20 protein-coding genes are annotated in these 22,412 nt (G+C 48.3%); 15 read left to right on the forward strand and 5 right to left on the reverse strand.

Annotated elements, in window-relative coordinates; genetic code table 11:
- Positions 1 to 204 precede the first annotated feature (204 nt).
- From fadA to FCU94_RS12825, 3 genes are read right to left on the reverse strand one after another with little or no spacing between them, the layout of a single operon-like run.
- Positions 205 to 1,365, reverse strand: a complete 1,161-nt coding sequence (fadA, locus tag FCU94_RS12815) for an acetyl-CoA C-acyltransferase FadA (protein ID WP_176288907.1) — start codon at positions 1,363 to 1,365, stop codon at positions 205 to 207.
- Positions 1,366 to 1,379: 14 nt separating this feature from the next.
- Positions 1,380 to 3,536 (reverse strand): fatty acid oxidation complex subunit alpha FadB, encoded by a 2,157-nt coding sequence (fadB, locus tag FCU94_RS12820; protein ID WP_176288908.1) that lies wholly within the window; start codon positions 3,534 to 3,536, stop codon positions 1,380 to 1,382.
- 12 nt (positions 3,537 to 3,548) lie between these two features.
- Positions 3,549 to 4,856 (reverse strand): acetyl-CoA hydrolase/transferase family protein, encoded by a 1,308-nt coding sequence (locus FCU94_RS12825; RefSeq protein ID WP_176288909.1) that lies wholly within the window; start codon positions 4,854 to 4,856, stop codon positions 3,549 to 3,551.
- A gap of 233 nt (positions 4,857 to 5,089) precedes the next feature.
- Here FCU94_RS12825 and FCU94_RS12830 point away from each other — a divergent pair, with 233 nt between their 5' ends.
- The 12 genes from FCU94_RS12830 (at position 5,090) to choV (ending at position 19,137) form a co-directional block, all read left to right on the forward strand.
- Positions 5,090 to 6,112, forward strand: a complete 1,023-nt coding sequence (locus FCU94_RS12830; RefSeq protein ID WP_176288910.1) for a helix-turn-helix domain-containing protein — start codon at positions 5,090 to 5,092, stop codon at positions 6,110 to 6,112.
- A 149-nt stretch (positions 6,113 to 6,261) separates the two neighbouring features.
- Positions 6,262 to 8,283 (forward strand): oxidoreductase, encoded by a 2,022-nt coding sequence (locus tag FCU94_RS12835; RefSeq protein WP_176288911.1) that lies wholly within the window; start codon positions 6,262 to 6,264, stop codon positions 8,281 to 8,283.
- A gap of 118 nt (positions 8,284 to 8,401) precedes the next feature.
- Complete coding sequence (locus tag FCU94_RS12840; RefSeq protein ID WP_176288912.1) at positions 8,402 to 9,466, forward strand: HlyD family secretion protein; 1,065 nt, start codon at positions 8,402 to 8,404, stop codon at positions 9,464 to 9,466.
- Entirely contained in the window at positions 9,456 to 10,460 is a 1,005-nt protein-coding gene (locus FCU94_RS12845) for a DUF2955 domain-containing protein (protein ID WP_176288913.1), read from the forward strand. Before FCU94_RS12840 ends, FCU94_RS12845 begins: the two co-directional genes overlap by 11 nt.
- A gap of 26 nt (positions 10,461 to 10,486) precedes the next feature.
- Positions 10,487 to 11,110: a bifunctional 4-hydroxy-2-oxoglutarate aldolase/2-dehydro-3-deoxy-phosphogluconate aldolase gene (locus FCU94_RS12850; protein ID WP_176288914.1), complete on the forward strand. Its 624-nt coding sequence runs from the start codon at positions 10,487 to 10,489 to the stop codon at positions 11,108 to 11,110.
- Between the two features lie 136 nt (positions 11,111 to 11,246).
- On the forward strand, positions 11,247 to 11,660 hold the full coding sequence (locus FCU94_RS12855; RefSeq protein ID WP_176288915.1) for a GFA family protein: 414 nt from the start codon (positions 11,247 to 11,249) through the stop codon (positions 11,658 to 11,660).
- 631 nt (positions 11,661 to 12,291) lie between these two features.
- Complete coding sequence (betI, locus tag FCU94_RS12860) at positions 12,292 to 12,888, forward strand: transcriptional regulator BetI (protein ID WP_176288916.1); 597 nt, start codon at positions 12,292 to 12,294, stop codon at positions 12,886 to 12,888.
- Between the two features lie 14 nt (positions 12,889 to 12,902).
- The gene (betB, locus tag FCU94_RS12865; RefSeq protein ID WP_176288917.1) at positions 12,903 to 14,363 is read left to right on the forward strand and encodes a betaine-aldehyde dehydrogenase; all 1,461 of its coding nucleotides are present in this window, start codon (positions 12,903 to 12,905) and stop codon (positions 14,361 to 14,363) included.
- A gap of 20 nt (positions 14,364 to 14,383) precedes the next feature.
- On the forward strand, positions 14,384 to 16,084 hold the full coding sequence (gene betA / locus FCU94_RS12870) for a choline dehydrogenase (RefSeq protein WP_176288918.1): 1,701 nt from the start codon (positions 14,384 to 14,386) through the stop codon (positions 16,082 to 16,084).
- Between the two features lie 30 nt (positions 16,085 to 16,114).
- Complete coding sequence (locus FCU94_RS12875) at positions 16,115 to 17,053, forward strand: choline ABC transporter substrate-binding protein (RefSeq protein WP_176288919.1); 939 nt, start codon at positions 16,115 to 16,117, stop codon at positions 17,051 to 17,053.
- Between the two features lie 54 nt (positions 17,054 to 17,107).
- The gene (choW, locus tag FCU94_RS12880) at positions 17,108 to 17,950 is read left to right on the forward strand and encodes a choline ABC transporter permease subunit (protein WP_176288920.1); all 843 of its coding nucleotides are present in this window, start codon (positions 17,108 to 17,110) and stop codon (positions 17,948 to 17,950) included.
- A 2-nt stretch (positions 17,951 to 17,952) separates the two neighbouring features.
- Complete coding sequence (gene choV / locus FCU94_RS12885) at positions 17,953 to 19,137, forward strand: choline ABC transporter ATP-binding protein (RefSeq protein WP_176288921.1); 1,185 nt, start codon at positions 17,953 to 17,955, stop codon at positions 19,135 to 19,137.
- Positions 19,138 to 19,203: 66 nt separating this feature from the next.
- Here the strand turns inward: choV and FCU94_RS12890 are convergent, their stop codons facing one another.
- The gene (locus tag FCU94_RS12890) at positions 19,204 to 19,635 is read right to left on the reverse strand and encodes a DUF3010 family protein (RefSeq protein WP_176288922.1); all 432 of its coding nucleotides are present in this window, start codon (positions 19,633 to 19,635) and stop codon (positions 19,204 to 19,206) included.
- A 91-nt stretch (positions 19,636 to 19,726) separates the two neighbouring features.
- Positions 19,727 to 20,098, reverse strand: a complete 372-nt coding sequence (locus tag FCU94_RS12895; protein WP_255199267.1) for a cystatin domain-containing protein — start codon at positions 20,096 to 20,098, stop codon at positions 19,727 to 19,729.
- Positions 20,099 to 20,388: 290 nt separating this feature from the next.
- Between FCU94_RS12895 and FCU94_RS12900 the strand changes: the two genes are divergently transcribed.
- From FCU94_RS12900 to FCU94_RS12910, 3 genes are all read left to right on the forward strand, one after another.
- Positions 20,389 to 21,216, forward strand: a complete 828-nt coding sequence (locus FCU94_RS12900; RefSeq protein ID WP_176288923.1) for a DUF6279 family lipoprotein — start codon at positions 20,389 to 20,391, stop codon at positions 21,214 to 21,216.
- An 80-nt stretch (positions 21,217 to 21,296) separates the two neighbouring features.
- Complete coding sequence (locus FCU94_RS12905) at positions 21,297 to 22,076, forward strand: sulfite exporter TauE/SafE family protein (protein ID WP_176288924.1); 780 nt, start codon at positions 21,297 to 21,299, stop codon at positions 22,074 to 22,076.
- Between the two features lie 123 nt (positions 22,077 to 22,199).
- Positions 22,200 to 22,376: a hypothetical protein gene (locus FCU94_RS12910; protein ID WP_176288925.1), complete on the forward strand. Its 177-nt coding sequence runs from the start codon at positions 22,200 to 22,202 to the stop codon at positions 22,374 to 22,376.
- Positions 22,377 to 22,412: the final 36 nt, after the last annotated feature.

Consider the following 22,412-nt stretch of genomic DNA (forward strand, 5'->3'; position numbering starts at 1 on the left):
GGGAGTTTCCTTCCAAGATTCTTTGTGACGATGGTTTTCTGTATACCGCCGAAAAAATTGTTGATTAATGAGATCTCGCGCAGATTCAATGACAAATACCCTATCAGGTAAGTCAGTAGTATTGGTGAGACTAGGCGCGTACAGATAAAAAAAAGAGCTCTGGGTAGGACAGAGCTCTTTGACTTAGGCTGACTTTAGTTTTCTTTATTCAATGCGTTCAATAATGGTCGCGATACCTTGACCCATACCGATACACATGGTCGCAAGACCGTAACGACCGCCACGTTGCTCCATGATGTTGATCAGAGAGCCAACAATGCGCGCGCCTGAACAACCGAGTGGGTGACCCAGTGAAATCGCGCCGCCATGTAGGTTAACTTTGTCTTCACGTTGCTCCCACAAACCCAGATCTTTCAGACAAGGGATCGCTTGAGCGGCAAACGCTTCGTTAACTTCAGCAAAGTCGATTTGGTCAATGTTCAATTCGGCTTTTTTTAGCGCTTTTTGTGTCGCTGGAACCGGGCCGTAACCCATGATCGCCGCTGGAACACCTGCGCTGGTTGCAGCAATGACGCGTGCTCTTGCTTTCAAACCGAGTTCGATGGCTTTTTCTTCGCTCATCACCAGTAGACATGACGCGCCATCAGACAGTGCCGATGAGGTACCAGCCGTCACTGTGCCGCGTGGGTCAAACACAGGGCGTAGTGTAGAGAGTGACTCTGCTGTCGTTTCAGGTCGAATCACTTCATCGTGCTGGACTAGAGTAGGTAAACCATCAGCATCATGGCCCATCGTTGGGACAATCTCGTTATCAAAGCGACCTTCAAGGGTAGCTTGATGAGCTAAACGATGAGAACGAGCGCCGAGCTCATCTTGTTCTTCACGTGATACTTTATGCATCTTGCCAAGGGCTTCGGCTGTCAGCCCCATCATAGCTGACGCTTGTGCCATGTTGCGGTTATATGGGTTCATGCTGATGCCTTTGGTCATCGGTACGTGACCCATGTGTTCAACACCACCGACAAGCACCACATCTGAGTCGCCCGCTTTAATCGCACGCGTTGCCATGTGAAGGGCATCCATCGATGAGCCACATAGTCTGTTGACTGTGGTTGCCGGTACCGTTTCCGGCAGGCCTGCTTGCAGGGCCGCGATGCGAGCAAGGTTAGCACCTTGCTCTTCCGTCTGTTGTACACAGCCCCAAATCACATCGTCGATCAGTGTCGCATCAAGGTTAGGTTGACGCGCAATCATGCTTTTCATTAGGTGCGCAGACAAATCGTCGGCACGTACGTGGCGGAAAACACCATTTTTTGATTTACCCATAGGAGTACGGATAGCATCAACAATCACTACATTTTTCATTTTGTTTCTCCCAATTAGGCGTAAAAGCTTAGGTTGTTATTCGCACGTTCAATCAAACCTTGAGGTATCGCGTAGAGTGAACCCAATGATTCGTATTTCTGTGCCATTGCCACCAAGTTATCGAGACCAAGGCTATCCATGTAGTAGAAAATACCGCCGCGGAAAGGAGGGAAGCCAGTGCCGTATACAAAGGCAATGTCGCCTTCTTGAGCTGAGCTGATGATGCCTTCATCTAGGCAACGAATCGCCTCAAACATCATTGGCAGCATCATACGCATGGTCACTTCTTCGTCGCTAAATACCGCAGGAGCCGCACATTCGCTATCAAGCAGTACTTGAGTATCAACACTTAGAGAAGGCTTTAGGCGACCTTTGCGGTCTTTGCTGTAGCTGTAGAAGCCGTGTTCCGATTTCTGGCCTAGTTGCCCACGTCCACACAGCATTTCAATTAGGTTAATTTGAGGTTTACCTAAGCGAGCTGGGAAGGCTTCATCCATCACGTCCATACAGTGCTTAGCCGTATCTAAACCGATCACATCCGCAAGGTGCGCAGGTCCCATCGGCCAACCAAAGCCTTTGCTCATCACTTTGTCTGCTTGCGCAATGTTCCCGCCGTCGACCAACAGTTGGTTGAACGCTAGGAAGTAAGGCGTTAGGCAGCGGTTGACTAAGAAACCGGCGCAATCGTTGACCACAACCGGCACTTTGCCTAATTGCAGAACATAGTTCACCGCTTTGGCGATGGTTTCCGTTGAGGTTTTCTCGCCACGGATCACTTCGACGAGCGGCATACGGTGTACCGGGTTGAAGAAGTGGATGCCACAGAAGTTTTCTGGTTTTTTCAGCGCCTGAGCTAAACCGCTGATCATCAGCGTCGATGTGTTTGAGGCGATGATGGCGTTCGGTGCTGTCTCTTCAAGTTGAGCCAGTACTTTCTCTTTCACCATTGGATTTTCAACCACCGCTTCGATGATCATATCGGTGTCTGCCAGTGTTGCGTCGTGCAGTGTTGGCACGATGCGATTTAGCACATTACCCATCTCGCGTGGGGTTTTCTTCTTGCGCTCAACTTGCTTGGTTAGAAGGTTGTTCGCTTCTGATAGACCTAGGTCGAGACCTTGCTTGTTGATGTCTTTCATCACCACATCAATGCCTCGGTCAGCACTCACGTAGGCGATACCGCCACCCATGATGCCTGCGCCAATCACACCGACTTGCGCTGTTTTGCTCGCTTCAGATTGGTCCGCGTGTTTCTTAGCTGCCGCTTTTACCGCCATATCGCTTAAGAACACATTCACTAGAGCATCAGCCACGCCACTTTCAGCACAAGCGACGATGCCTTGTGCTTCAACTTTTAGCGCCTCATCACGAGTGCAACGCGCCGCGTTGAATACGGTATCGAGGATAATGCCCGGGGCAGGGTAGTGAGGGCCTGCCGCTTTTGCCACCATACCGCGAGCGACGTTAACTGACATCGCTAGCTCTAGGTCATTGATTGGTAGAGCTTGACGTTTTTCTGCTTGACGTGCTTGCCAGTCAAGCTCGCCGCGCTGTGCACGCTCAATAACTCGCAATGCTTGCTCAACTGGGTTTTCTTGGCTTGGGTCAATGATGCCGTCAACCACGTGATCGCCTAGTGCTTTTTCAGCCGAGAAGTTTTTGCCTGTCGTAAGCCAAGCCAGTGCCGTATCAACGCCAACAATACGTGGCAGACGCGTTACGCCACCCCAACCCGGCATAATGCCTAGCTTTACTTCTGGCAAACTGATTTTCGCGTCGGCCGTTGCCAAGCGGTAGTCAGCCAATAGAGACAGCTCAACACCACCGCCCGCGGCGACACCATTGATGATCGCCACTTTAGGACAATCGAGATCTTCAACGCGGTTGTAGATAGAGTGTACCCAATCTAGGAACGGTGTAATCGCCGCGTCACCGTCTTTAAATAGGTCACGGAAGGCTTTTACATCGGCACCTGCACTGAATAATTTCTTGCCAGAGCGAATGATGAGGCCTTTTGGCTTATCTTGTTCAAGAAGCGTAATACACGCTTCTAGTTCTGTTAGCGCAGCATTGCGTAGTGTATTGACTGGATCTTTTTCAGCGTTGAAGACTAGCTCTACCGCTTGATTGTCGCCCAGTGCGTTTAGGGTGAAAAATTGACCTTTGTACATAATCTGGGCTCCTTATTTAGCCAAACCAAGTTTTGTTGCTTGCTCTAAAAGCTCATCTCTAAACTCTGGGTGAGCAATGTTGATGAGGGCTTTGACACGTTGTGGGGTGGTTAAACCACGTAGGTCGGCTGCGCCGTACTCAGTCACCACAACTTGGGTGTCATTACGAGGCGTAGTAATCGGTGTGCCTGTTGGAAGCGCAATACGAATGTTTGACTCCAGACCTTCTTTACCATCACGTGTTGACGATAGGGCCAGAATGCTCACGCCACCTTTTGACATGCCCGCTGCGCGAACAAAATCAAGTTGACCGCCAGAGCCGGAAATTTGTGAGAAGCCGACACCTTCAGAAGCGACCTGACCCACCACGTCGACCATGACACAGGTGTTGATGGATACGAAGTTGTCGTTCTTGGCTACTTCATAAGCGTCGACCACGTCAGCCATACCACCCATTTCAATCGCTTCGTTATTGTGCAGGAAGTCCATCACTTCTTGAGGCCCTGCCGCAAACGCCGTGATGATCTTGTTCGGCTTGTAGTTTTTCAGCTTGCCACTCACCGCGCCCGCTTTGCACATTTCCATCAATGACTCAGTAAACATCTCAGTGTGGATACCCAAGTCTTTGCGGTCGCGTAGCGCCATGCCCATAGCGTTAGAAATGGTGCCAATACCAATTTGTACCGTCATGCCGTCTTTAATGTACGGGCTAACGTGCTCGGCAATTTGTTGCTCTAGCTCGCTTGGTTCACCCGCTTTTGGCATCGCAACGCTATGGTGGCCTTCAATAATGAAGTCAGCGTAGTCAATGTGAACAAGGTTATCTTTGTTGCCGATGAATGGCTGTTGGTCGTTCACCACGAAAAGCACTTTTTTGGCGTACTTTAGGGCTTCTTTGCTGCCCACACCGCCACACGCGCCTAGGCTTACGTAGCCGTCAGCATTTGGTGGTGTCACCTCAATGATGACTGTATTTGGTTTTAGCGTTGCGAAGGTTTGCTTGAAGTTTGAGAAGTGGAAGTTCATCACTTCAATGTTGCCGCCATGCTGGCATTTGCGCTCAAGCGGGCCCATGAATAAGCTGATGTGTTTAAAGTTCTTTTTGTACTGAGGCTTTAGGAACTCGTATGGGTAGGTCATCAGGCCAGTGTACAGTTCACAGCCGTGAAATTGCTCTAGATGCTTGTCTAGTTCTTGAAGAAAGACCACTGGCATCGCAAGTAAGCCGCCAGCCCAGATTTTATCGCCCGATTCAATTTTGCCTACTGCCGACTCCAATGAGATAATTTTTTCGGCGAATTGATTTTTCCAGTCAGTCATAGTGACGCTCTCTGTTTTCGCATATTGAACGATTCGACACCGACTTCTCAACCGTGAAAATGTCCGATGCATCGTGTTCAACGTGATTTATGTAGGGAAGAAAGTCCGTTTCACTGCGTACAGCTTACTCTGTTGATGGAGGTCAATATTTGGCTTTTTAAGACAGCTAGTATGCAAGTTAAGACAGTGTTGACCTTTGTGTATTGAGTCACAATTTTGGGGTGTTAAGTGATATGAATCATAAAAAATCGGTGTTTGATAATGCGCTTTCTGTGCATGCTGGTTGGGCAAAACTATTAAAACCAATAAGCGAAGCAGCATCGTTCGACGTCATTCGGCACAATGAAGAGGGCCGGGTGAATGTGCAAGATTTGCGCTCGGTGCTCTATCAAGCTTATGAGCAAAATAAGACACCAATGATGCTGGCCGACATTGCCGATAGCATTGAGCCATTGTCGTTTGGTGGATTTTCAGCGGCTTTATGGACGGCGCGCGATCTAGATAGCTTGTTGAGCGTGTTGCAGGAGTTCGTGATCGTGTTGAGTGCGCCAGTGCGCTTAGTTTACAAACGTGATCGCCAAGGCAATGCCGAGCTCTGGGTAATGGATACCGAGTCGCTGGGTAACGATTCAAGAGTCAGTTACCTTGGGATCACCTTGTTTATCGCCGTGGTGATTAAAATCATTCACAAGGTGTTAAGCGAGAATACAGTGACGCTAGAGGTGTGTTTGATAGAGCATCGTTATCGCGAGGAGGAGAACGCTTTACTCGAGCAGGCCATGCGCTGCACGATAGTCGAAGGGGCGCCAATCCGTAAGTTGGTTATTCCGAAGCGTTTTCTTCATATTCCTCTCATCCATAGTGACAAAAACCTGCACTTCGCTTGCGTGAATTTATTGCGAGAAGAAGCGGAACGGCTGAAAAAAGATGATTTGATTCTTCAGATTTATCACTTTCTCAACAAGCAGAGCAACTTAGTTGATGTAAATGGCTGCGTGATTGCCGATGCGCTCAATATGAACTTGCGCACCTTAAATCGACATCTTTCACAGCAAAACACCAGTTATCGAGGAGTGGTCGAAAAGTACAAACTTGAAAAAGCGTTGCATTTACTTGATGCCGGTAAAGTGAATATGACCGAAATAGCCTACCAACTGGGCTTTTCAGATTTGAGTACGTTCTCGCGTGCGTTTAAGAGGTGGACGGGCGTATCGCCAATGTCGATAAGGCAAGACACCAAAGTGAAAGACGACTGAACATGATACATATCAAAAAATGTTAGGTTGTCTTGAATGGCTAATGGTCTGTCCTATAAAGCCAAGTAATGCACCTAGAGGGTTGTTTTAATACTCGCAGATTCTGTCACTAGTGATTTTGGTGACATACCAATAATGTGGAGTGTTCAATGTTAAAACAACAGCACAAAATTCTGTTTGAGCCCATGCAAATTGGCTCTTTGAAACTGAAAAACCGTTACTCTATGGCGCCAATGGGCACCTTGGGTTGTGTCGATGGTGACGGGGCGTACAACCAGCGTGGTGTCGAATACTACGTCGCGCGTGCGCGTGGCGGCGTTGGCCTAATTATCACTGGTGTACAAATGGTCGAGAATGAATTGGAACAGTTTCCAATGCCTTCTCTGCCGTGTCCTACCAACCACCCGACGGCCTACATTCGTAGCGCTAAAGAGATGACTGAGCGCGTTCACACTTACGGTGCGAAAATTTTTGCTCAGTTGACGGCAGGCTGGGGACGCTCTTGTATTCCAGGTTTTACCCCAGAAGATAAATCGATCGCGCCTTCTGACGCGCCAAACCGTTTTGATCCTTCTATTCAGCATCGAGAGCTAACGACGGATGAAGTGAAATACTTTATCGGCAAGTTTGTTGAATCGGCTGCTATCGCACAAAAAGCAGGCTTTGATGGTGTAGAAATTCATGCGGTGCATGAAGGTTACTTGCTTGATCAGTTCACGATGGAATTTTTCAACCAGCGTACCGATCAGTACGGCGGCAGCTTTGAAAACCGCTACCGTTTCGCGGTAGAAATCGTTAAAGGCATTAAAGCGATTTGTGGTGATGATTTCCCAGTATCACTGCGTTACTCAGTCAAAGGTAACATGAAGGGCTTTGGCCAAGGTATTCTTCCGGGTGAAGTGGCAGAAGAAGTCGGCCGCGATATGGAAGAGGGCCTCAAAGCGGCCAAGTACCTACAAGATGCCGGTTTTGATGCGCTAAACGTCGATGCGGGTACCTACGACTCATGGTACTGGAACCATCCGCCTAACTATTTTGAACCAGGCATGTACAAGCCTTATTGTAAGGCAGTGTCAGAGGTTGTCGATGTACCCGTCCTGATGTCTGGTCGCATGGAGAACCCTGACTTAGCCGCGCACGCGGTTGAAAATGGTATCTCTGATGGTATTTCACTGGGTCGCCCCCTGCTGGCAGATCCAGACACAGTCAACAAGATTCGCCGTGGCCGATTTGAAGAAGTGCGCCCTTGTCTTTCGTGTCATTTAGGTTGTTTAGGCCGTATGGCAGAGGTGGGCAACTTGTCGTGTGCGGTGAACCCAAGTTGTGGCCGCGAAGAAGAGTTTCGCCTAGCGCCAACCCATCGTAGCCAGAATGTCGTGGTTGTTGGTGGCGGCGTCGCGGGGATGGAAGCTGCACGTATTGCCTCAGAGCGTGGTCATAAAGTGACGCTACTTGAGAAATCACAGCAACTGGGTGGTAACGTTATTCCTGGTAGCCAACCTCCGTTCAAGCACGATGATAAGCTATTGATTGAATGGTTTGCGGGTGAAATGGAGCGTAAGAACGTGGATGTGCGTTTTGATACTACGGCAGATAAAGAGACCATCGAATCGTTCAATCCAGATAGCGTGATCTTTGCGACTGGCTCGCGTCCAGTGAAGCCAAAATGGTTATCAGGTCAAGATAAGCCGCATGTGATCGTTGCAGAAGATATGCTACTTAACCCAGCAAAGATTACCGGCGACAAAGTCACCGTGATCGGTGGTGGTTTGGTTGGCGCTGAAGCGGCGTTGTGGATGGCACAGCAAGGCAAAGCGGTCACTTTAATTGAAGGCAGCGATGACATCATTGGTGGTCCTCACGGTACTTGTTTTGCGAACTACCAAATGCTCAAAGAGCTCTTGGTGAAAGAGCAAGTGAGCGTGCTGACGTCAACCTTGCTACAAACCATTACTGATACGGGCGTGTTGGTCAAGAGTGATCAAAAAGAGATGGAAATCTTTTCGGATCACGTGGTTTTGGCGCTTGGTTATAAAGCTGAAGATCACTTACATGAAGCGTTGGCTAACCAGCTTGATGTCGATAACGTGTTTAACATTGGTGATAGCCAGAAAGCCCGTACCATCATGACCGCCATTTGGGATGGTTTTGAGGTCGCGAGAACACTTTAATCATTGAACAAGAAAGAGAGCAGCTAATAGGCTGCTCTCTTTTTATTGAACATTTTGCTCTGTTTTAACTGACTGATTCGCATATACTGTGGTGACTGTTTCACGAAAATTGATTCTTATGTCAGCTGCAGAGAAAAAATCCCAAAAACTGAGTCTCTATATTATCGTTGCGGTATTGGCCATCTGGCTTTATAGCTTGTGGTCAGACCGAGTGGCGCCAATCACCAATGATGCGAAAGTGCATACCTATCTGGTTCGAGTCGCGCCAGAAGTGTCGGGTAACATTGTTGAAGTTGGCGTTAAAGACAACCAAGTGGTTGAGGCGGGGCAATTGTTGTTTAGCATTGACCCGCGCAACTATGAGATTGCGCTGGCCTCGGCGCAGGCAAACCTCGCGTTGGCCGGACAAAATATCGGGGCGAATACGGCAGCGGTAGAGGTCGCGCAGGCGCGAGTGGTCGATGCCCTTGCGGCAAGAAATAATGCCCGTGAACAAGCAAACCGCACGGCAGAGCTGGCGACACGCGGCGTGTTAAGCCAAGCCGATCTAGACAACGCCATGGAGGCAAAGCAGCGCGCTCAAGCAGGCCTTGAAGCGGCACAAGCTTCGTTAGCTCAAGCGCAGCAGAACCTCGGTCCGACAGGCAATAATAACCCGCAGATACGCGCGGCCATGGCAAGCTTAGAGAAAGCGCAACTTGATCTGAAGAAGACCCGTGTCCATGCACCATCGCACGGGTTAGTCACCAATATGCAGTTGACTCTAGGTCAAAGCGCGGCGGCGGGTTCACCCCTAATGACCTTTATTGATCCGCGCAGCGTTTGGATTTCAGCCTTGGCTCGTGAAAATTCACTCGAATTTGTTAAGCCTGGTCAAACGGTGAAAATTGTTTTAGATGCTTTACCAGGTCGAGTATTGAGTGGCAAGGTTGAAAGCATAGGCTGGGGAACTGGCGGTAGCAATGACATCGATCCTGCCACTGGTTTTTTAAACGCAGGGCCCAGTTCATTCACTCCACAGCGCTATCCGGTCAATATTGTGTTCGACAATCCCGACGAGCTGCATAACATCCGTTTTGGTTCGCAGGCAACGGTCGCCTTTTATACCGAGCAGAGTTCATTAGGCGAGTGGCTAGCAGGGCTTTGGATGCGAGTCTTGAGTGTTTGGACTTATGTTTCGTAGTTCGGCCAATCCCATTATTCGCTTGGTGTTTGCACCGACATTGCTCTTGTTCTATTTGCTAGCGCAAGGCAACCCCGTGCCTTTTTTGGCCCCCATGTTCGTTGTTATCTTTCTCACCTTAATGCCAGTGAAACCACCGCTAGCCATTATGCTTAAGCTCATGGCGATGATGATCCTAGTCAGCATTGGCGTGATTGGTTTGGGTGAAGTGCTCATTGACTCCCCAACTGGTTTTGGGCTTTTTTGTTGGTTGATCTTGTTCTGGAGCTTTTACCGTAGCCATAAAGATCCCAAAGATATGATGGCGACCTTTGCATTATTGTTCGTCATTATTTCTTGTGTCCTAAACCTTCAGTTTGGTTTTTCAGTCGTCAACTTGCCGCTGATTATGTTTGAGGTATTTCTCACTGCGTTGGTGGTGACGTACGCGAGTTTTTTATTGTTCCCTGGTGATGAAAAAGAGATTCTGCCAGACGAGCAAGACATGGCAGGGGCCGAGCTGCACTTAGGTGTGATTGGCTTTAAAACTACGGCGTTACTGCTGGTGTTGTATGCGCTCATTGGCTACGGTAGTTCTCAGACCTTATTGATTGCGATTACCATAGGCAGCATGATAAAGATCCCCGTTTCTAGGGATCAGCGAGTATTTCGTAATAATCGTTTGATTGCCACGACGGTCGGTATTTTGACCACGATACCTATCATGCTTCTGCACAGTTTCGGTTTGCCCACTTGGGTCGTTCTTGGCGTGACATGCTGTTTAGGTTTGCAGCTTGCCTGCTTTGCCATTCGTCGTCGCTGTCGTTTAAGTATTTATCAATTGCTGTTTACTAACTTTATCATTCTGGTCAACCAAATTATGTCGTATCAGGGCGATGCGCCGCTCACCGCGGAGCTGACTCGGCTGGTGTCCATCAGTCTAGCGATCATTATTGCCACCTTGCTCTTGAATCTGCTCTCTGTGGAACCGAAAGTCGTTCAAGCGCCGAAGTAGTTATTTAACATGAAATTAGGACTGTTATGAAATCCATCTCACAACAACTCTCGCAGCTCAAAGTAGTCCCAGTAATTGCCATCGAGGACGCATCCAAAGCGGTGAAACTGGCCCAAGTGCTGATTGACAATGGTTTGCCGTGTGCAGAGGTCACGTTCAGGACTGAAGCGGCGGCGCAAGCGATCAATAACATGCGCCAGGCCTTTCCAGACATGCTACTGGGTGCTGGAACGGTACTCAATACTGAGCAGGTCGACCAGGCGATCGCTGCAGGTGTCGATTTTATTGTCAGTCCAGGGTTCAATCCAACCACAGTGAGATATTGTCAGCAGCGAGGTGTCGCTATCGTTCCTGGGGTCAACAACCCGAGCTTGGTTGAACAGGCAATGGAGCTAGGCCTAGAGACGCTGAAGTTTTTTCCAGCAGAAGCCTCAGGCGGCACGGCAATGTTAAAAGCACTCAGCGCAGTCTATCCCGTTCAATTTATGCCCACGGGGGGCATCAGTCCGAGCAATGTCAAAGAGTACCTGTCTATTTCAAGTGTCGTCGCGTGCGGCGGGACCTGGATGGTGCCAGCGAACTTGATAGATAACGAACAATGGGACGAACTCGGCCAGTTGGTTCGTGGGGTCGCTCAGCTAATTAGTTAAGCGCGTACAGTACAATCTTAGCTATTCAAACCACCGATTTGTGATGGAAAACTTACGGTCAGACAGATAGTCTGGTCAAGCATATCGCGCTTCATGCTTTGCTGCTGTGACGCGAATAACCGGAGGAGAAACAAGGATGACGTACAAGGTAAAAGGGGCGTGCCAATGTGGCAATGTCAATTACACCCTTAAACAACCACCTAAAATGGTGCTCGCGTGCCATTGTATTGAGTGTCAGAAACTCTCTACGGCGCCGTATAGCGTGACAGCCGTTGTGGCGAGCGAAGACATTGAGTTTCAAGGAGAACTTGCACAGTGGGAGCGCATGGCGGAAAGTGGAAACAAAAATTACGCCAAATTTTGTCCAACCTGTGGCAACCGAGTGTACCACTTTAACCCTGATGACCCATCAACGCTTAAGCTGAAGTTAAAAGCAGCAAGTCCTGAAGATCGTCATGTATTTGAGCCTACCGTCCACGTTTGGACCAGCGAAAAGCAAGACTGGGTGCAAATCCCCGCTGATGTGACGGTATTCGAAAAGCAGCCTTAAGCCGATGATCACCCGTTTGCGTCAAATCCGATGAGACGTAAACGGGATTCTCCATCTCTTTGTGGCGTTCACTCACACCATTTCACCGCTTACTTCTACACTTCCTTATTTACCCCAGTACTGACCAAAGTGCCTCAGACGCTGATTTAGCGGCTGTAGGTTATCGACTTGTATTGCCTTTCGAGTGCAACTCTCAAATGGAGCAATCAGCGAGTGGTGGTGGCCACTGTTTTAAAATGGGTAAAAATTATCAATAGAAGTCTAATCTTTTGGCTTAATTCTCCGTTGGAGAAAAAAGTTTAGGGTGGAAATGACTTTGTTTTTTCTAAGTTGCTTTTTTGTAAAAGACGAGCTTTGACTTTTGTAGATAGCTCGAGTCGGCATCCCTTCCTTTCAAACCGATCGTGATGTAACTTACTGTAAATAAGATAAAAAAATTAGAATTGAAAAACACCTGTCTAGATGTGGTTTTAACAAATTGGTAATCATTTTTCATTTGTACTGAATGCTATTTCTTCCACTAACTGATCATTTGTGAATGCAAAGATTGAAAAAATAGTTTGAGTTCGAAAGGAAATTTTGGCATTTTATATTTAACTAATCGTTCAATTAAAAAAATGAGGTGCTCAAAATGCCTAAGGTGGGGATGCCAAGTATCCGTAAGCCACAACTTGTAAATGCCACTATGTCGGTAATTGACCGAGTGGGTTTGCATGCTGCGAGCATCGCTTTGATCGCTAAAGAGGCAGGCGTTTCTACGGGGATTATTAACCACTACTTTGGCGGCAAACATGGTCTGCTCGAAGAGACAATGCGCGAAATCTTGCGCCAGCTATCACAGACGGTGACGGCTAAGTTGACTGCACTACCCAAAGACGCGCATCAACAACGTATCAACGCAATTATTGATGGCAACTTTGTCGGCTTTCAGGCAGAAAACAAAGTCGCAAAAACCTGGTTGGCGTTTTGGTCTTACTCGGTACATGACCCAGAGTTAAAACGTTTGCAAAAGGTGAATGAGCGACGCTTGTTATCGCACCTCAAAATTGAACTTAAAGCACTTTTTGATAATGAGCAGGCGGAAACCATAGCACATGGTATTGCCGCGCTTATCGATGGTATCTGGCTGCGTGGAACGCTCAACCCACAAGGCATAGACGCAGAAAAAGCGAGACTCATTATCAATGATTACTTGGATAAGCAGCTCACCTTCTACTCACAAAAATAAGTAAAGTCAGACACATGCATATGAAATCACAATTTATTGATGGGCAGTTATGTCATGCCACATCGGATGAAAGCTTTATCACATATAACCCTGCGACTGGCGAAGCTCTGGCTACGATTGGCCAAGCCAGTCACGAAGATCTTGAGCGCACTATTGAAGCGGCTAAAAAGGGATTCGCGATTTGGTCAGCGATGGCGCCGGTTGAACGTAGCCGAATTTTGCTTAAAGCGGTGGCTTTGCTCCGTGAACGTAACGATGAACTAGCGGCGCTCGAAGTGGCCGATACGGGTAAACCGATGCAAGAAGCTTTGGCAGTAGACGTAGCAACAGGCGCTGATGTCATAGAGTATTACGCCGGGCTTGTTCCTGCTATGCAAGGCGAGCAGCAGCCACTTGGCGAGAACCAGTTTTTCTATACCCGACGTGAACCGTTAGGCATTTGCGCGGGCATTGGTGCGTGGAATTACCCGATTCAGATTGCAATGTGGAAGTCGGCGCCTGCACTTGCTGCGGGTAATGCGATGATTTTCAAACCGTCAGAAGAGACGCCACTCACCGCGCTTAAACTGGCCGAAATCTATCGAGAGGCAGGGGTGCCTGATGGTGTGTTTAATGTGCTGCAAGGCGACCACCGAGTTGGCCAAATGCTTACTGCGCATCCCGAGATTGCCAAAGTGTCATTTACCGGCGAGTCGGGCACGGGCAAGCAAGTGATGGCAGACAGTGCCAAAACGCTCAAACAAGTGACCATGGAGCTTGGCGGCAAATCGCCGATGATCGTGTTTGCTGATGCCAAGCTCGACGATGCGGTGTCGGCTGCGATGGTCGCCAACTTCTACACTCAAGGTGAAGTGTGTACCCACGGAACTCGCGTGTTTGTGCATGAGTCGATTTATGAGCAGTTTGTCGCTCAGTTGAAGCAGCGCACCGAAAAACTCATTGTCGGCGACCCCATCCATCCAGATACGCAAATCGGCGCGCTGATTTCTAAAGAGCACCTAGGCAAAGTTTTAGCAGCAATAGAAACGGCCAAGCAGAGCGGTGCGACGCTATTGACGGGCGGCTATCAAGTGACAGAAAACGGATTAGCTGAGGGTAATTTCGTTGCCCCAACGGTGTTTATCGATTGTGATGATGAGATGCCCCACGTACAAAGCGAAATCTTTGGCCCTGTGATGTCGGTACTTAAGTTTAGCGACGAATCAGAGGTTATCGCGCGTGCGAACGACACCGACTACGGATTGGCAGCCGGTCTTTTTACTCAAGACTTGAGCCTTGCGCATCGCGTCATTCATCAAATGCAAGCGGGTATTTGCTGGGTTAACACTTGGGGAGATTCGCCAGCAGAAATGCCAGTTGGCGGTTACAAACACTCTGGCATCGGTCGAGAAAATGGACCAGAAACGCTGCGCAGTTACACCCAGACTAAGAGTGTACTCATTGAACTAGGCGGCTTCGACAGCCCTTACGCTTAACCCAAACCTTGGAGAGACAAATGCAACAACACTACGATTATATTATCGTCGGTGCGGGTTCGGCCGGCTGTGTATTGGCTGATCGTCTAACCGAAAGCGGTCAACATCAAGTGCTGCTCGTTGAAGCGGGGGGAACCGATAAGAGCATTTTTATTCAAATGCCAACGGCACTCTCTTACCCGATGAATAGCGACCGTTACGCATGGCAGTTTGAAACGACTCAAGAGCAAGGCCTAGACGGTCGCCAGCTTCACTGTCCGCGCGGCAAAGTGCTGGGCGGTAGCTCTTCTATTAACGGAATGGTGTATGTGCGTGGTCACGCTTGTGACTTTGACGAGTGGGAACAACACGGCGCATCGGGTTGGAACTACCAAGCTTGCTTACCTTACTTTAAGCGCGCTGAATCATGGGTCGGTGGAGAAGACGATTATCGTGGCGGTGAAGGCCCGCTAGGAACATGTGCAGGCAACGACATGCAGCTTAACCCCTTGTACCGCGCATTTATTGACGCAGGCGTAGAAGCGGGTTACCCAGAGACCGATGATTACAACGGTTATCAACAAGAAGGCTTCGGCCAAATGCACATGACGGTGGACAAAGGGGTACGAGCTTCAACCTCTAACGCCTACTTAAGGCGTGCACTAAAACGTCCAAACCTGACGCTAATTAAAGGCGTCGTGGCGCGTAAGTTCCTTATTGAAGGCAACCAAGCGGTCGGACTCGAATTTGAAAAGTCGGGTAAGATCCATCAAGTGAACGCCAGCAAAGAAGTGATCTCTTGTGCCGGTTCTATCGGTTCACCGCAATTACTGCAATTGTCGGGCGTGGGACCGAAAGCGGTACTTGAGCAAGCGGGGGTTGAGGTCAAACACGAGCTACCGGGCGTTGGACAAAATCTTCAGGATCACTTGGAGGTTTACTTCCAGTATCACTGTAAAGAGCCGATCAGTTTAAACAGCAAGTTGGGTTTAGTCAGTAAAGCGAAGATTGGTACCGAGTGGATCTTAACGCGCAAAGGGCTAGGGGCGACCAACCACTTTGAGTCGTGCGCGTTTATTCGTTCACGAGAAGGACTGAAGTGGCCAAACATTCAATACCATTTCTTACCGGCAGCCATGCGTTACGATGGCCGCGCTGCGTTTGACGGTCATGGTTTCCAAGTACATGTTGGGCCGAACAAACCCGAAAGCCGTGGCAGCGTCGAAATCACCAGCGCCGATCCTTCTGTGCATCCGCGTATAGAATTTAACTACATTTCGACCGAGCAGGACAAACAAGACTGGCGTGATTGTATCCGCTTGACGCGTGAGATTTTGCAGCAGCCCGCGTTAGACAAGTACCGAGGCGAAGAGATTCAACCTGGCATGGATGTGAACTCCGATGCCGACATTGACGCTTGGGTTAAGCACAACGTCGAGAGTGCTTACCACCCATCGTGCACCTGCAAAATGGGCGCGGACACCGACCCCATGGCCGTGTTGGATGAGGCGTGTCGTGTACGTGGTATCCAGTCACTGCGCGTGGTCGATTCATCGGTTTTCCCAACCATTCCCAATGGCAATCTCAATGCGCCAACCATCATGGTTGCCGAGCGCGCCGCCGATATGATTCTGGGCAAACAGATGCTCAAACACGAATATCAACCGGTTTGGTTGGCCCCTGAATGGCAAAACAAACAACGAATTAAAATTCCAAAAAGGGCTGTTGAAACAGCCAAGTAAATAGTCAGCAATCATTACAAGGAAATCACTATGTCTATGATGACAAAAACAATGACTACCCTCGCGATCAGTACGTTCGCTTTTAACGCTTACGCTAATCAATGTGAGACAGTGCGTTTCGCTGATGTAGGTTGGACCGATATTACTGCAACAACGGCAGTGACCAGTGAACTGCTGAAAGGCATGGGCTATACCACAAAAACCGATCTGCTTTCTGTGCCTGTGACTTACTCATCCATGGCCAACGGTGATATCGATATCTTCCTTGGCAACTGGATGCCAACGATGGAGGGAGATATCGCTAAATACCGTGAAGCAGGCACTGTGGAAACCGTGCGCGCCAACCTTGAAGGTGCCAAATACACGCTTGCGGTTCCTAAGTACGTTTACGATGCCGGTGTGAAGAACTTCGCTGACCTGGTCAAACATGCCGATAAGTTTAAAGACCGTATCTATGGCATCGAACCAGGTAACGATGGGAACCGCCTGATCCAATCTATGATTGATGGCGATGCGTTCGGTCTTAAAGGTTTTAACTTAGTTGAATCGAGCGAAGCGGGCATGGTGTCACAGGTATCCCGTGCGGTACGCCGTAATCAGTGGATTGTGTACTTAGGCTGGGCCCCACACCCGATGAACAGCAATGTTGAGATGGAATATCTTGCGGGCGGCGACGACTTCTTCGGCCCGAATTACGGTGGTGCTAATGTGTACACCAACGTGCGTCAGGGTTACCTAAACCAGTGCCAAAACGTTGGTCAACTGCTGAAAAACCTTGAGTTTAGCTTAGAGATGGAAAACCAGTTGATGGAAGCGATCCTCAACCAAAATGTTAAGCCATCAAAAGCCGCACAAAAGTGGTTGAAAGAAAATCCACAGCAAGTGGAAGCTTGGCTTGAGGGCGTGAAAACGCTCGATGGTGGTGACGCAGCCACAGCCGTAAATAATTACATCAAATCAAACGCGTAATCTGATTGAGGAGGAGTGGGACTGCCACTCCTCCTATCTAAAAAAGGTCTTATTGTGAATTTTATTACAAACAACAAAATCCCTGTGGGTGAATGGATGGAAACCGTGGTCGACTGGTTAACGCTCAACGGCGCTGGCTTTTTCGATGCGGTCTCTATCTTTCTAGAAACTGTGATTATTTTTGTTGTCGATGTGTTCAAATGGATGCCACCCGCTGCGCCTATCATACTGACGGCCGCGATCGCTTGGTATCTACATAGAAGTATTCCTTTGGTGTTGTTCATCGTTGGTGCATTACTGACAATTCTTAATCTCGGTTATTGGCAAGAGATGCTGGAAACCTTTGTTCTTGTGTTTGCAGCGACAACGATTTCCGTATTAATTGGCGTGCCGCTTGGAATTATGGCTGCGCACCGTTCATGGTTATATGCTCTGTTAAGACCCATTCTAGACTTGATGCAAACCGTCCCAACCTTTGTTTACCTTATCCCGACGTTAGTCTTGTTTGGCTTGGGGATTGTACCGGGACTGATTTCAACCATCATTTTTGCCATCGCGGCGCCCATTCGTCTGACCTATCTCGGCATGACTAAGGTCCCTGAGGAATTGATTGAAGCGGGGAAAGCGTTTGGTGCAAGTCGCAGAAAGCTACTGTTTAAAGTTGAGCTACCCGCGGCGATGCCAAGCATTATGGCTGGCGTAACTCAGTGCATTATGTTGTCGCTGTCTATGGTCGTGATCGCCGCGCTGGTCGGCGCTGATGGTTTGGGCAAACCGGTTGTTCGAGCACTGAATACCGTCAATATTTCGCAAGGTTTTGAAGCCGGGTTGGCGATTGTTCTTGTCGCGATCATTCTCGACCGCCTATGTAAAACACCCAACCAGAAAGAGGCTTAATCATGGATGCAATCACTATTAAAAATCTGGATGTTGTGTTTGGTGACAAACAGCAACAGGCGCTAAATCTGCTCGACCAAGGCAAGAGCCGTCAAGAAATAATTGATGAAACCGGCCAAGTGGTGGGGGTTGATAATGTATCAGTGACGGTCAAAGAGGGCGAGATATGTGTACTTATGGGCCTGTCAGGCTCGGGTAAATCCAGCTTGCTGCGCGCCGTTAATGGTTTGAATACCATCTCTCGAGGCTGTTTAGAGATCAAAGATGGCGACCAAAGCGTCAACTTGGCTAACTGTGATGAACAGACACTGCGTCATCTGCGCACCCATCGCGTGTCGATGGTGTTTCAGAAGTTCGCTTTGATGCCATGGCTGACGGTTTTAGATAACGTCGCATTCGGCTTAGAAATGCAAGGGATGGCGAAAGCACAGCGCCGCGCTAAAGCGCGTGAACAACTTGAAATGGTGGGTCTGGCCGAGTGGGAAAGTAAGTATCCTCATGAGCTCTCTGGTGGCATGCAGCAGCGCGTTGGTTTAGCTCGAGCGTTTGCAATGGACACCGATATTCTGCTGATGGATGAACCATTTTCTGCGCTCGATCCTCTTATTCGTGCTCAGTTACAAGATGAACTATTGCTACTACAGAAAAAGCTCAACAAAACGATTTTGTTTGTCAGCCATGATTTAGATGAAGCGCTCAAAATTGGTAACAATATTGCCATCATGGAGTCAGGCAAGCTTATCCAGCACGGAAAACCAGAACAGATAGTCTTGGCACCCGAAACCGAATACGTTAAAGACTTTGTCGCGCACACCAATCCTCTCAACGTGCTCAAAGGTCGTTCACTGATGCAACTGCGTGACAAGCTCGTCAATCAAAACGACCGTTGGCAGATCTGCTCGCGCGATGATTTATGGGTAGAGCAACAAGACCAAGGTGTGGTGCTGGTTGACTCAGATAAAATCTTGCTGGATTGGAACGATAGCCAGGTAAACATGAATGACATTGATAGCACGAATGTGGTTCAAGCAAGTCCAGAGATCGGTATGCGTGAAGCGATTGAACTCAAACAACGCAGTCATCAACCTATTTTGTTGGTCGAGGATAATCAATTAGTCGGTGTACTGACCGATCACGAGTTATATGATGCGTTACTCGGTAACTTTAAAGAGCGCCAAGTCGCTTAAGTGATAAAGTAGCAAAACCCAGCGATGCGCTGGGTTTTGCTACTTTTTCGGTTTGGAAATCTCGGGTTACTTGCCGCGCGTCATGGCACACGCGTAAGCGGTAGCGAACGCTTGTTCTTGATACTGTTTTAGCCCCGTCTCTTTAAAACTTATCGCAAGCGGGTTCTTTTTCAAACTTTCTTTGATAGTGCTGGGGGAGACCACTTCAACATTTAACCCGTCGATTAATTGAATCGCCGCTTCGAGTTTAAAACCAACGGCACCGCCGGCAAATTTACCTTTGGTTTGACGCTGGCGGATCACCACTTTCTCAATTTTGTAGTCTTCGACTAACTTGGCAAAATCGAATTGAAATTTACGTACTTCTTGCGTGTCGTTAGCATTGCCAATTGCGATTTTCGCTACGCGGCAGTCAGGTAAATGAACCACGTTATCTTCATAAGAAAGAAGACAAATAATTGCGTCATTCGCTTTAAGTTCTACGCCACAGATTTTCATGTTTTACCCTATCTATTGTTGAAGCGCTATTATATCGATGATTGACAATGATGCGACAGGTATCTGCGATGAATTGTCATCGCGGTGTACGCTAAGGGCAGAGTGGTCCTAATTCGGCCACTTGGTCGACCATGTAGTCGTTGCGCAGGTTGCGATACACTACTGCGTGCCAGGTTTCGCCATTTTTTAAGCTATATTCGATAGCATAGTTTGTACCGCTCACCACTTGAGTTAGCACTTGATCCACGCTCTGCAGTTCTGAGCGACTGCCCATATGGGTCATTAGTACGTTAACCGCGGCTTGGACGTCGGGTGTTATGTCGCTGGTTTGCCACCCGCCAGGTATAGCTTGTTGCTGGCACATAGCGTTGCGAACTAACGGCGCGTTTTCTGTGGAGGAGGTTTGACTACATCCCACAGTGGTGAACGTCATCAATAGTGTTGCGAGAGTAGCGGTTTTCATATTTTATCTTCTTTTGAAAATCGAACGGCCAGTGAGGTACGCGGCAAACAGTCATAGCGAGTATAGACGTCTGGCCATGAATTGGGTCAGAAAAGCGTCATAATCCCTCTCTCAGTGATGGTATGGGCGCTGAGAATATTGAGCCAATAGCAAAGTTGGGACGTATAATATAAGTATCTGTTTAATTGAGTTGTTAGTGGGCTTTCCAACCGTGTCTAAATTTATTTAGGCGCTCAGTCCAACGCAGCGTCGGTCACTGTTTAGCTGGTATGTTCGGGATAAGGATAATTATGAAGAAATGGAGTCTGATATTACTGCTTGTCGTGTTGGGAGGCTGCAGCACGAGTTTTGTGTACGATAACATCGATTGGCTTGCCGTTGAGTTCGTAGAAGATTACGTCGAGTTAGAAGACAGCCAAGAGCAACTCATCAGTAACCGAGTCGAGCTTCTTGGCCTTTGGCATCGTCAGCAAGAGCTCCCCAACTATGTCGCTTACTTAGACGAATTATTGGTCATAGAGCCTAGTGGGTTCACGCCTGAAGATATACAGTATCACGAGAATAAACTACGCACCTTCACGGAGCGTTTGGCCGAACGAGTGGCCCCCGATATTGCCGTACTCGCCAGCAAACTTAACGATGATCAAGTCGAGGAATTCATGAATAGTTTGCGTGTGAGGCATACTAAGTACAAAGAGCGTTATCAAGCCTTATCAGACAGCGACATCAAGCAGCGCTATCGTGAACGTATCGAAAAAAACTTACAACGCTGGCTCGGTCATTTATCTCAAGCGCAGCAGCAAGCGCTGTCAGCTTGGGTTGACGAAATGCGTATCACCTCGCGTGACTGGATCTCACATCAGACAACCATGCGAGTAAAAATAAAGTCTCTTCTTGCCCAGCGCGCAAACGTGGAGGTATTCAATCCCCGCTTGAACGCACTTCTACTCTCACCAGAGAGTTACTATTCAGCGGAGTTGGCACAAAAAATCGAGCACAACCGCGAGGTGTCAAGAGTGCGTCTCATCGAAATTATTCATCTTATGAGTGAAAAACAGACACAGCATTTTCGCGATGAAGTCAAAGATTGGCAGCAGTTAGCCGAGGATATTCAATAAGCGACGCACATATTTTGCTCAAGATAGTTTGGTATTAACACAATGCGCGTTAAGGTATAACATCTTGGAAACAAAAGAGTTTGCTTATGGAATGGATTCTACTCTTTGGTGCAGGAGTGTTAGGAGGCATATTAAACAGTATTGCCGGGGGAGGCAGCTTTATTACGTTTCCCGCGTTGATGTTTGTTGGCTTGCCCGCTATCGCTGCCAATGCAACCAATACGTTCGCTGTGTGTGCTGGCTACCTAAGTGGTGCTTATGGTTTTCGCCAAGATATCTCCCAATCAGCGACTAAGTTACCCACCATTATTGTCCTCAGCCTGGTTGGCGGCGCCCTTGGCGCTTATTTGCTGCTCAAGGTGTCTGAGCAGCAATTTTTGGTTGCGATCCCATGGTTACTGCTGTTTGCTACCTTATTGTTTTTGTTTGGTCATCGTCTTAGTTATTGGTTAACAAAAGCGGCTCGCGCCACTTCTTTGCATCCGGTTTGGACAACGATTGCGATTAGTTTATTGTTGCTGTTAGTGTCATCTTACGGCGGCTTTTTTAACGCGGGCCTCGGGGTCATTGTACTGAGCTATCTTGTGCTGGCGGGTTATAGTGACATTAACCAGATGAATGGCTTGAAGCTGTTGGTTTCGTCCTGTGTCTCGGTGATTGCCATTGCCGTATTCATGCTCGATGGTGTCATTGATTGGCAAAAAGGGGCTGCCGTTATGCTGGGTACTTTGGTCGGTGGCTATGTTGCAGCGAGAGTCTCTCGACAAGTTGAACAGAAATACGTCAAGGGCTTTGTTGCTCTCTCGAGTATCTTCATGACCTTATACTTCTTTATCGACGTTTATTGGCCAAAATCCTAACTCATGCGTCGCTTCACGTTTGTCATTAGATTGAGGATCTTTTAGCTTTATTTACCTTATTTCGCGGCATAATTACCGTACAGAATGGCAGGTTTGTTGGATTTGTACCGCTAAGGAGGCGTGATGAGTAGAAAGCTAGGCAGAGTCATGTCGAGCAGCCGCATGATAACTTTTGTCGCATTTTTGGCCGCAACATTGGCGTGGATACTGAAAATGCCAGCGCTGTTTACCGTGTCGTTTGTGGCATTGTTAGCCAGTGTCGCTCTGTTTATTAAGGATAGGTTTTTTGCATCGAAATAGAGCGCCTTTCGGCGCTCTTGGTCAATTAACTACGCT

Origin of the sequence: Vibrio sp. JPW-9-11-11, assembly GCF_013369335.1 — a bacterium.
Lineage (GTDB): Bacteria > Pseudomonadota > Gammaproteobacteria > Enterobacterales > Vibrionaceae > Vibrio.

What these genes read in the sequence shown, in the direction of transcription:
- fadA (WP_176288907.1), bottom strand. Translation starts at nt 1,365, where the DNA reads ATGAAAAATGTAGTGATTGTTGATGCTATCCGTACTCCTATGGGTAAA.
- fadB (WP_176288908.1), bottom strand. Translation starts at nt 3,536, where the DNA reads ATGTACAAAGGTCAATTTTTCACCCTAAACGCACTGGGCGACAATCAA.
- FCU94_RS12825 (WP_176288909.1), bottom strand. Translation starts at nt 4,856, where the DNA reads ATGACTGACTGGAAAAATCAATTCGCCGAAAAAATTATCTCATTGGAG.
- FCU94_RS12830 (WP_176288910.1), top strand. Translation starts at nt 5,090, where the DNA reads ATGAATCATAAAAAATCGGTGTTTGATAATGCGCTTTCTGTGCATGCT.
- FCU94_RS12835 (WP_176288911.1), top strand. Translation starts at nt 6,262, where the DNA reads ATGTTAAAACAACAGCACAAAATTCTGTTTGAGCCCATGCAAATTGGC.
- FCU94_RS12840 (WP_176288912.1), top strand. Translation starts at nt 8,402, where the DNA reads ATGTCAGCTGCAGAGAAAAAATCCCAAAAACTGAGTCTCTATATTATC.
- FCU94_RS12845 (WP_176288913.1), top strand. Translation starts at nt 9,456, where the DNA reads ATGTTTCGTAGTTCGGCCAATCCCATTATTCGCTTGGTGTTTGCACCG.
- FCU94_RS12850 (WP_176288914.1), top strand. Translation starts at nt 10,487, where the DNA reads ATGAAATCCATCTCACAACAACTCTCGCAGCTCAAAGTAGTCCCAGTA.
- FCU94_RS12855 (WP_176288915.1), top strand. Translation starts at nt 11,247, where the DNA reads ATGACGTACAAGGTAAAAGGGGCGTGCCAATGTGGCAATGTCAATTAC.
- betI (WP_176288916.1), top strand. Translation starts at nt 12,292, where the DNA reads ATGCCTAAGGTGGGGATGCCAAGTATCCGTAAGCCACAACTTGTAAAT.
- betB (WP_176288917.1), top strand. Translation starts at nt 12,903, where the DNA reads ATGCATATGAAATCACAATTTATTGATGGGCAGTTATGTCATGCCACA.
- betA (WP_176288918.1), top strand. Translation starts at nt 14,384, where the DNA reads ATGCAACAACACTACGATTATATTATCGTCGGTGCGGGTTCGGCCGGC.
- FCU94_RS12875 (WP_176288919.1), top strand. Translation starts at nt 16,115, where the DNA reads ATGTCTATGATGACAAAAACAATGACTACCCTCGCGATCAGTACGTTC.
- choV (WP_176288921.1), top strand. Translation starts at nt 17,953, where the DNA reads ATGGATGCAATCACTATTAAAAATCTGGATGTTGTGTTTGGTGACAAA.
- FCU94_RS12890 (WP_176288922.1), bottom strand. Translation starts at nt 19,635, where the DNA reads ATGAAAATCTGTGGCGTAGAACTTAAAGCGAATGACGCAATTATTTGT.
- FCU94_RS12895 (WP_255199267.1), bottom strand. Translation starts at nt 20,098, where the DNA reads ATGAAAACCGCTACTCTCGCAACACTATTGATGACGTTCACCACTGTG.
- FCU94_RS12900 (WP_176288923.1), top strand. Translation starts at nt 20,389, where the DNA reads ATGAAGAAATGGAGTCTGATATTACTGCTTGTCGTGTTGGGAGGCTGC.
- FCU94_RS12910 (WP_176288925.1), top strand. Translation starts at nt 22,200, where the DNA reads ATGAGTAGAAAGCTAGGCAGAGTCATGTCGAGCAGCCGCATGATAACT.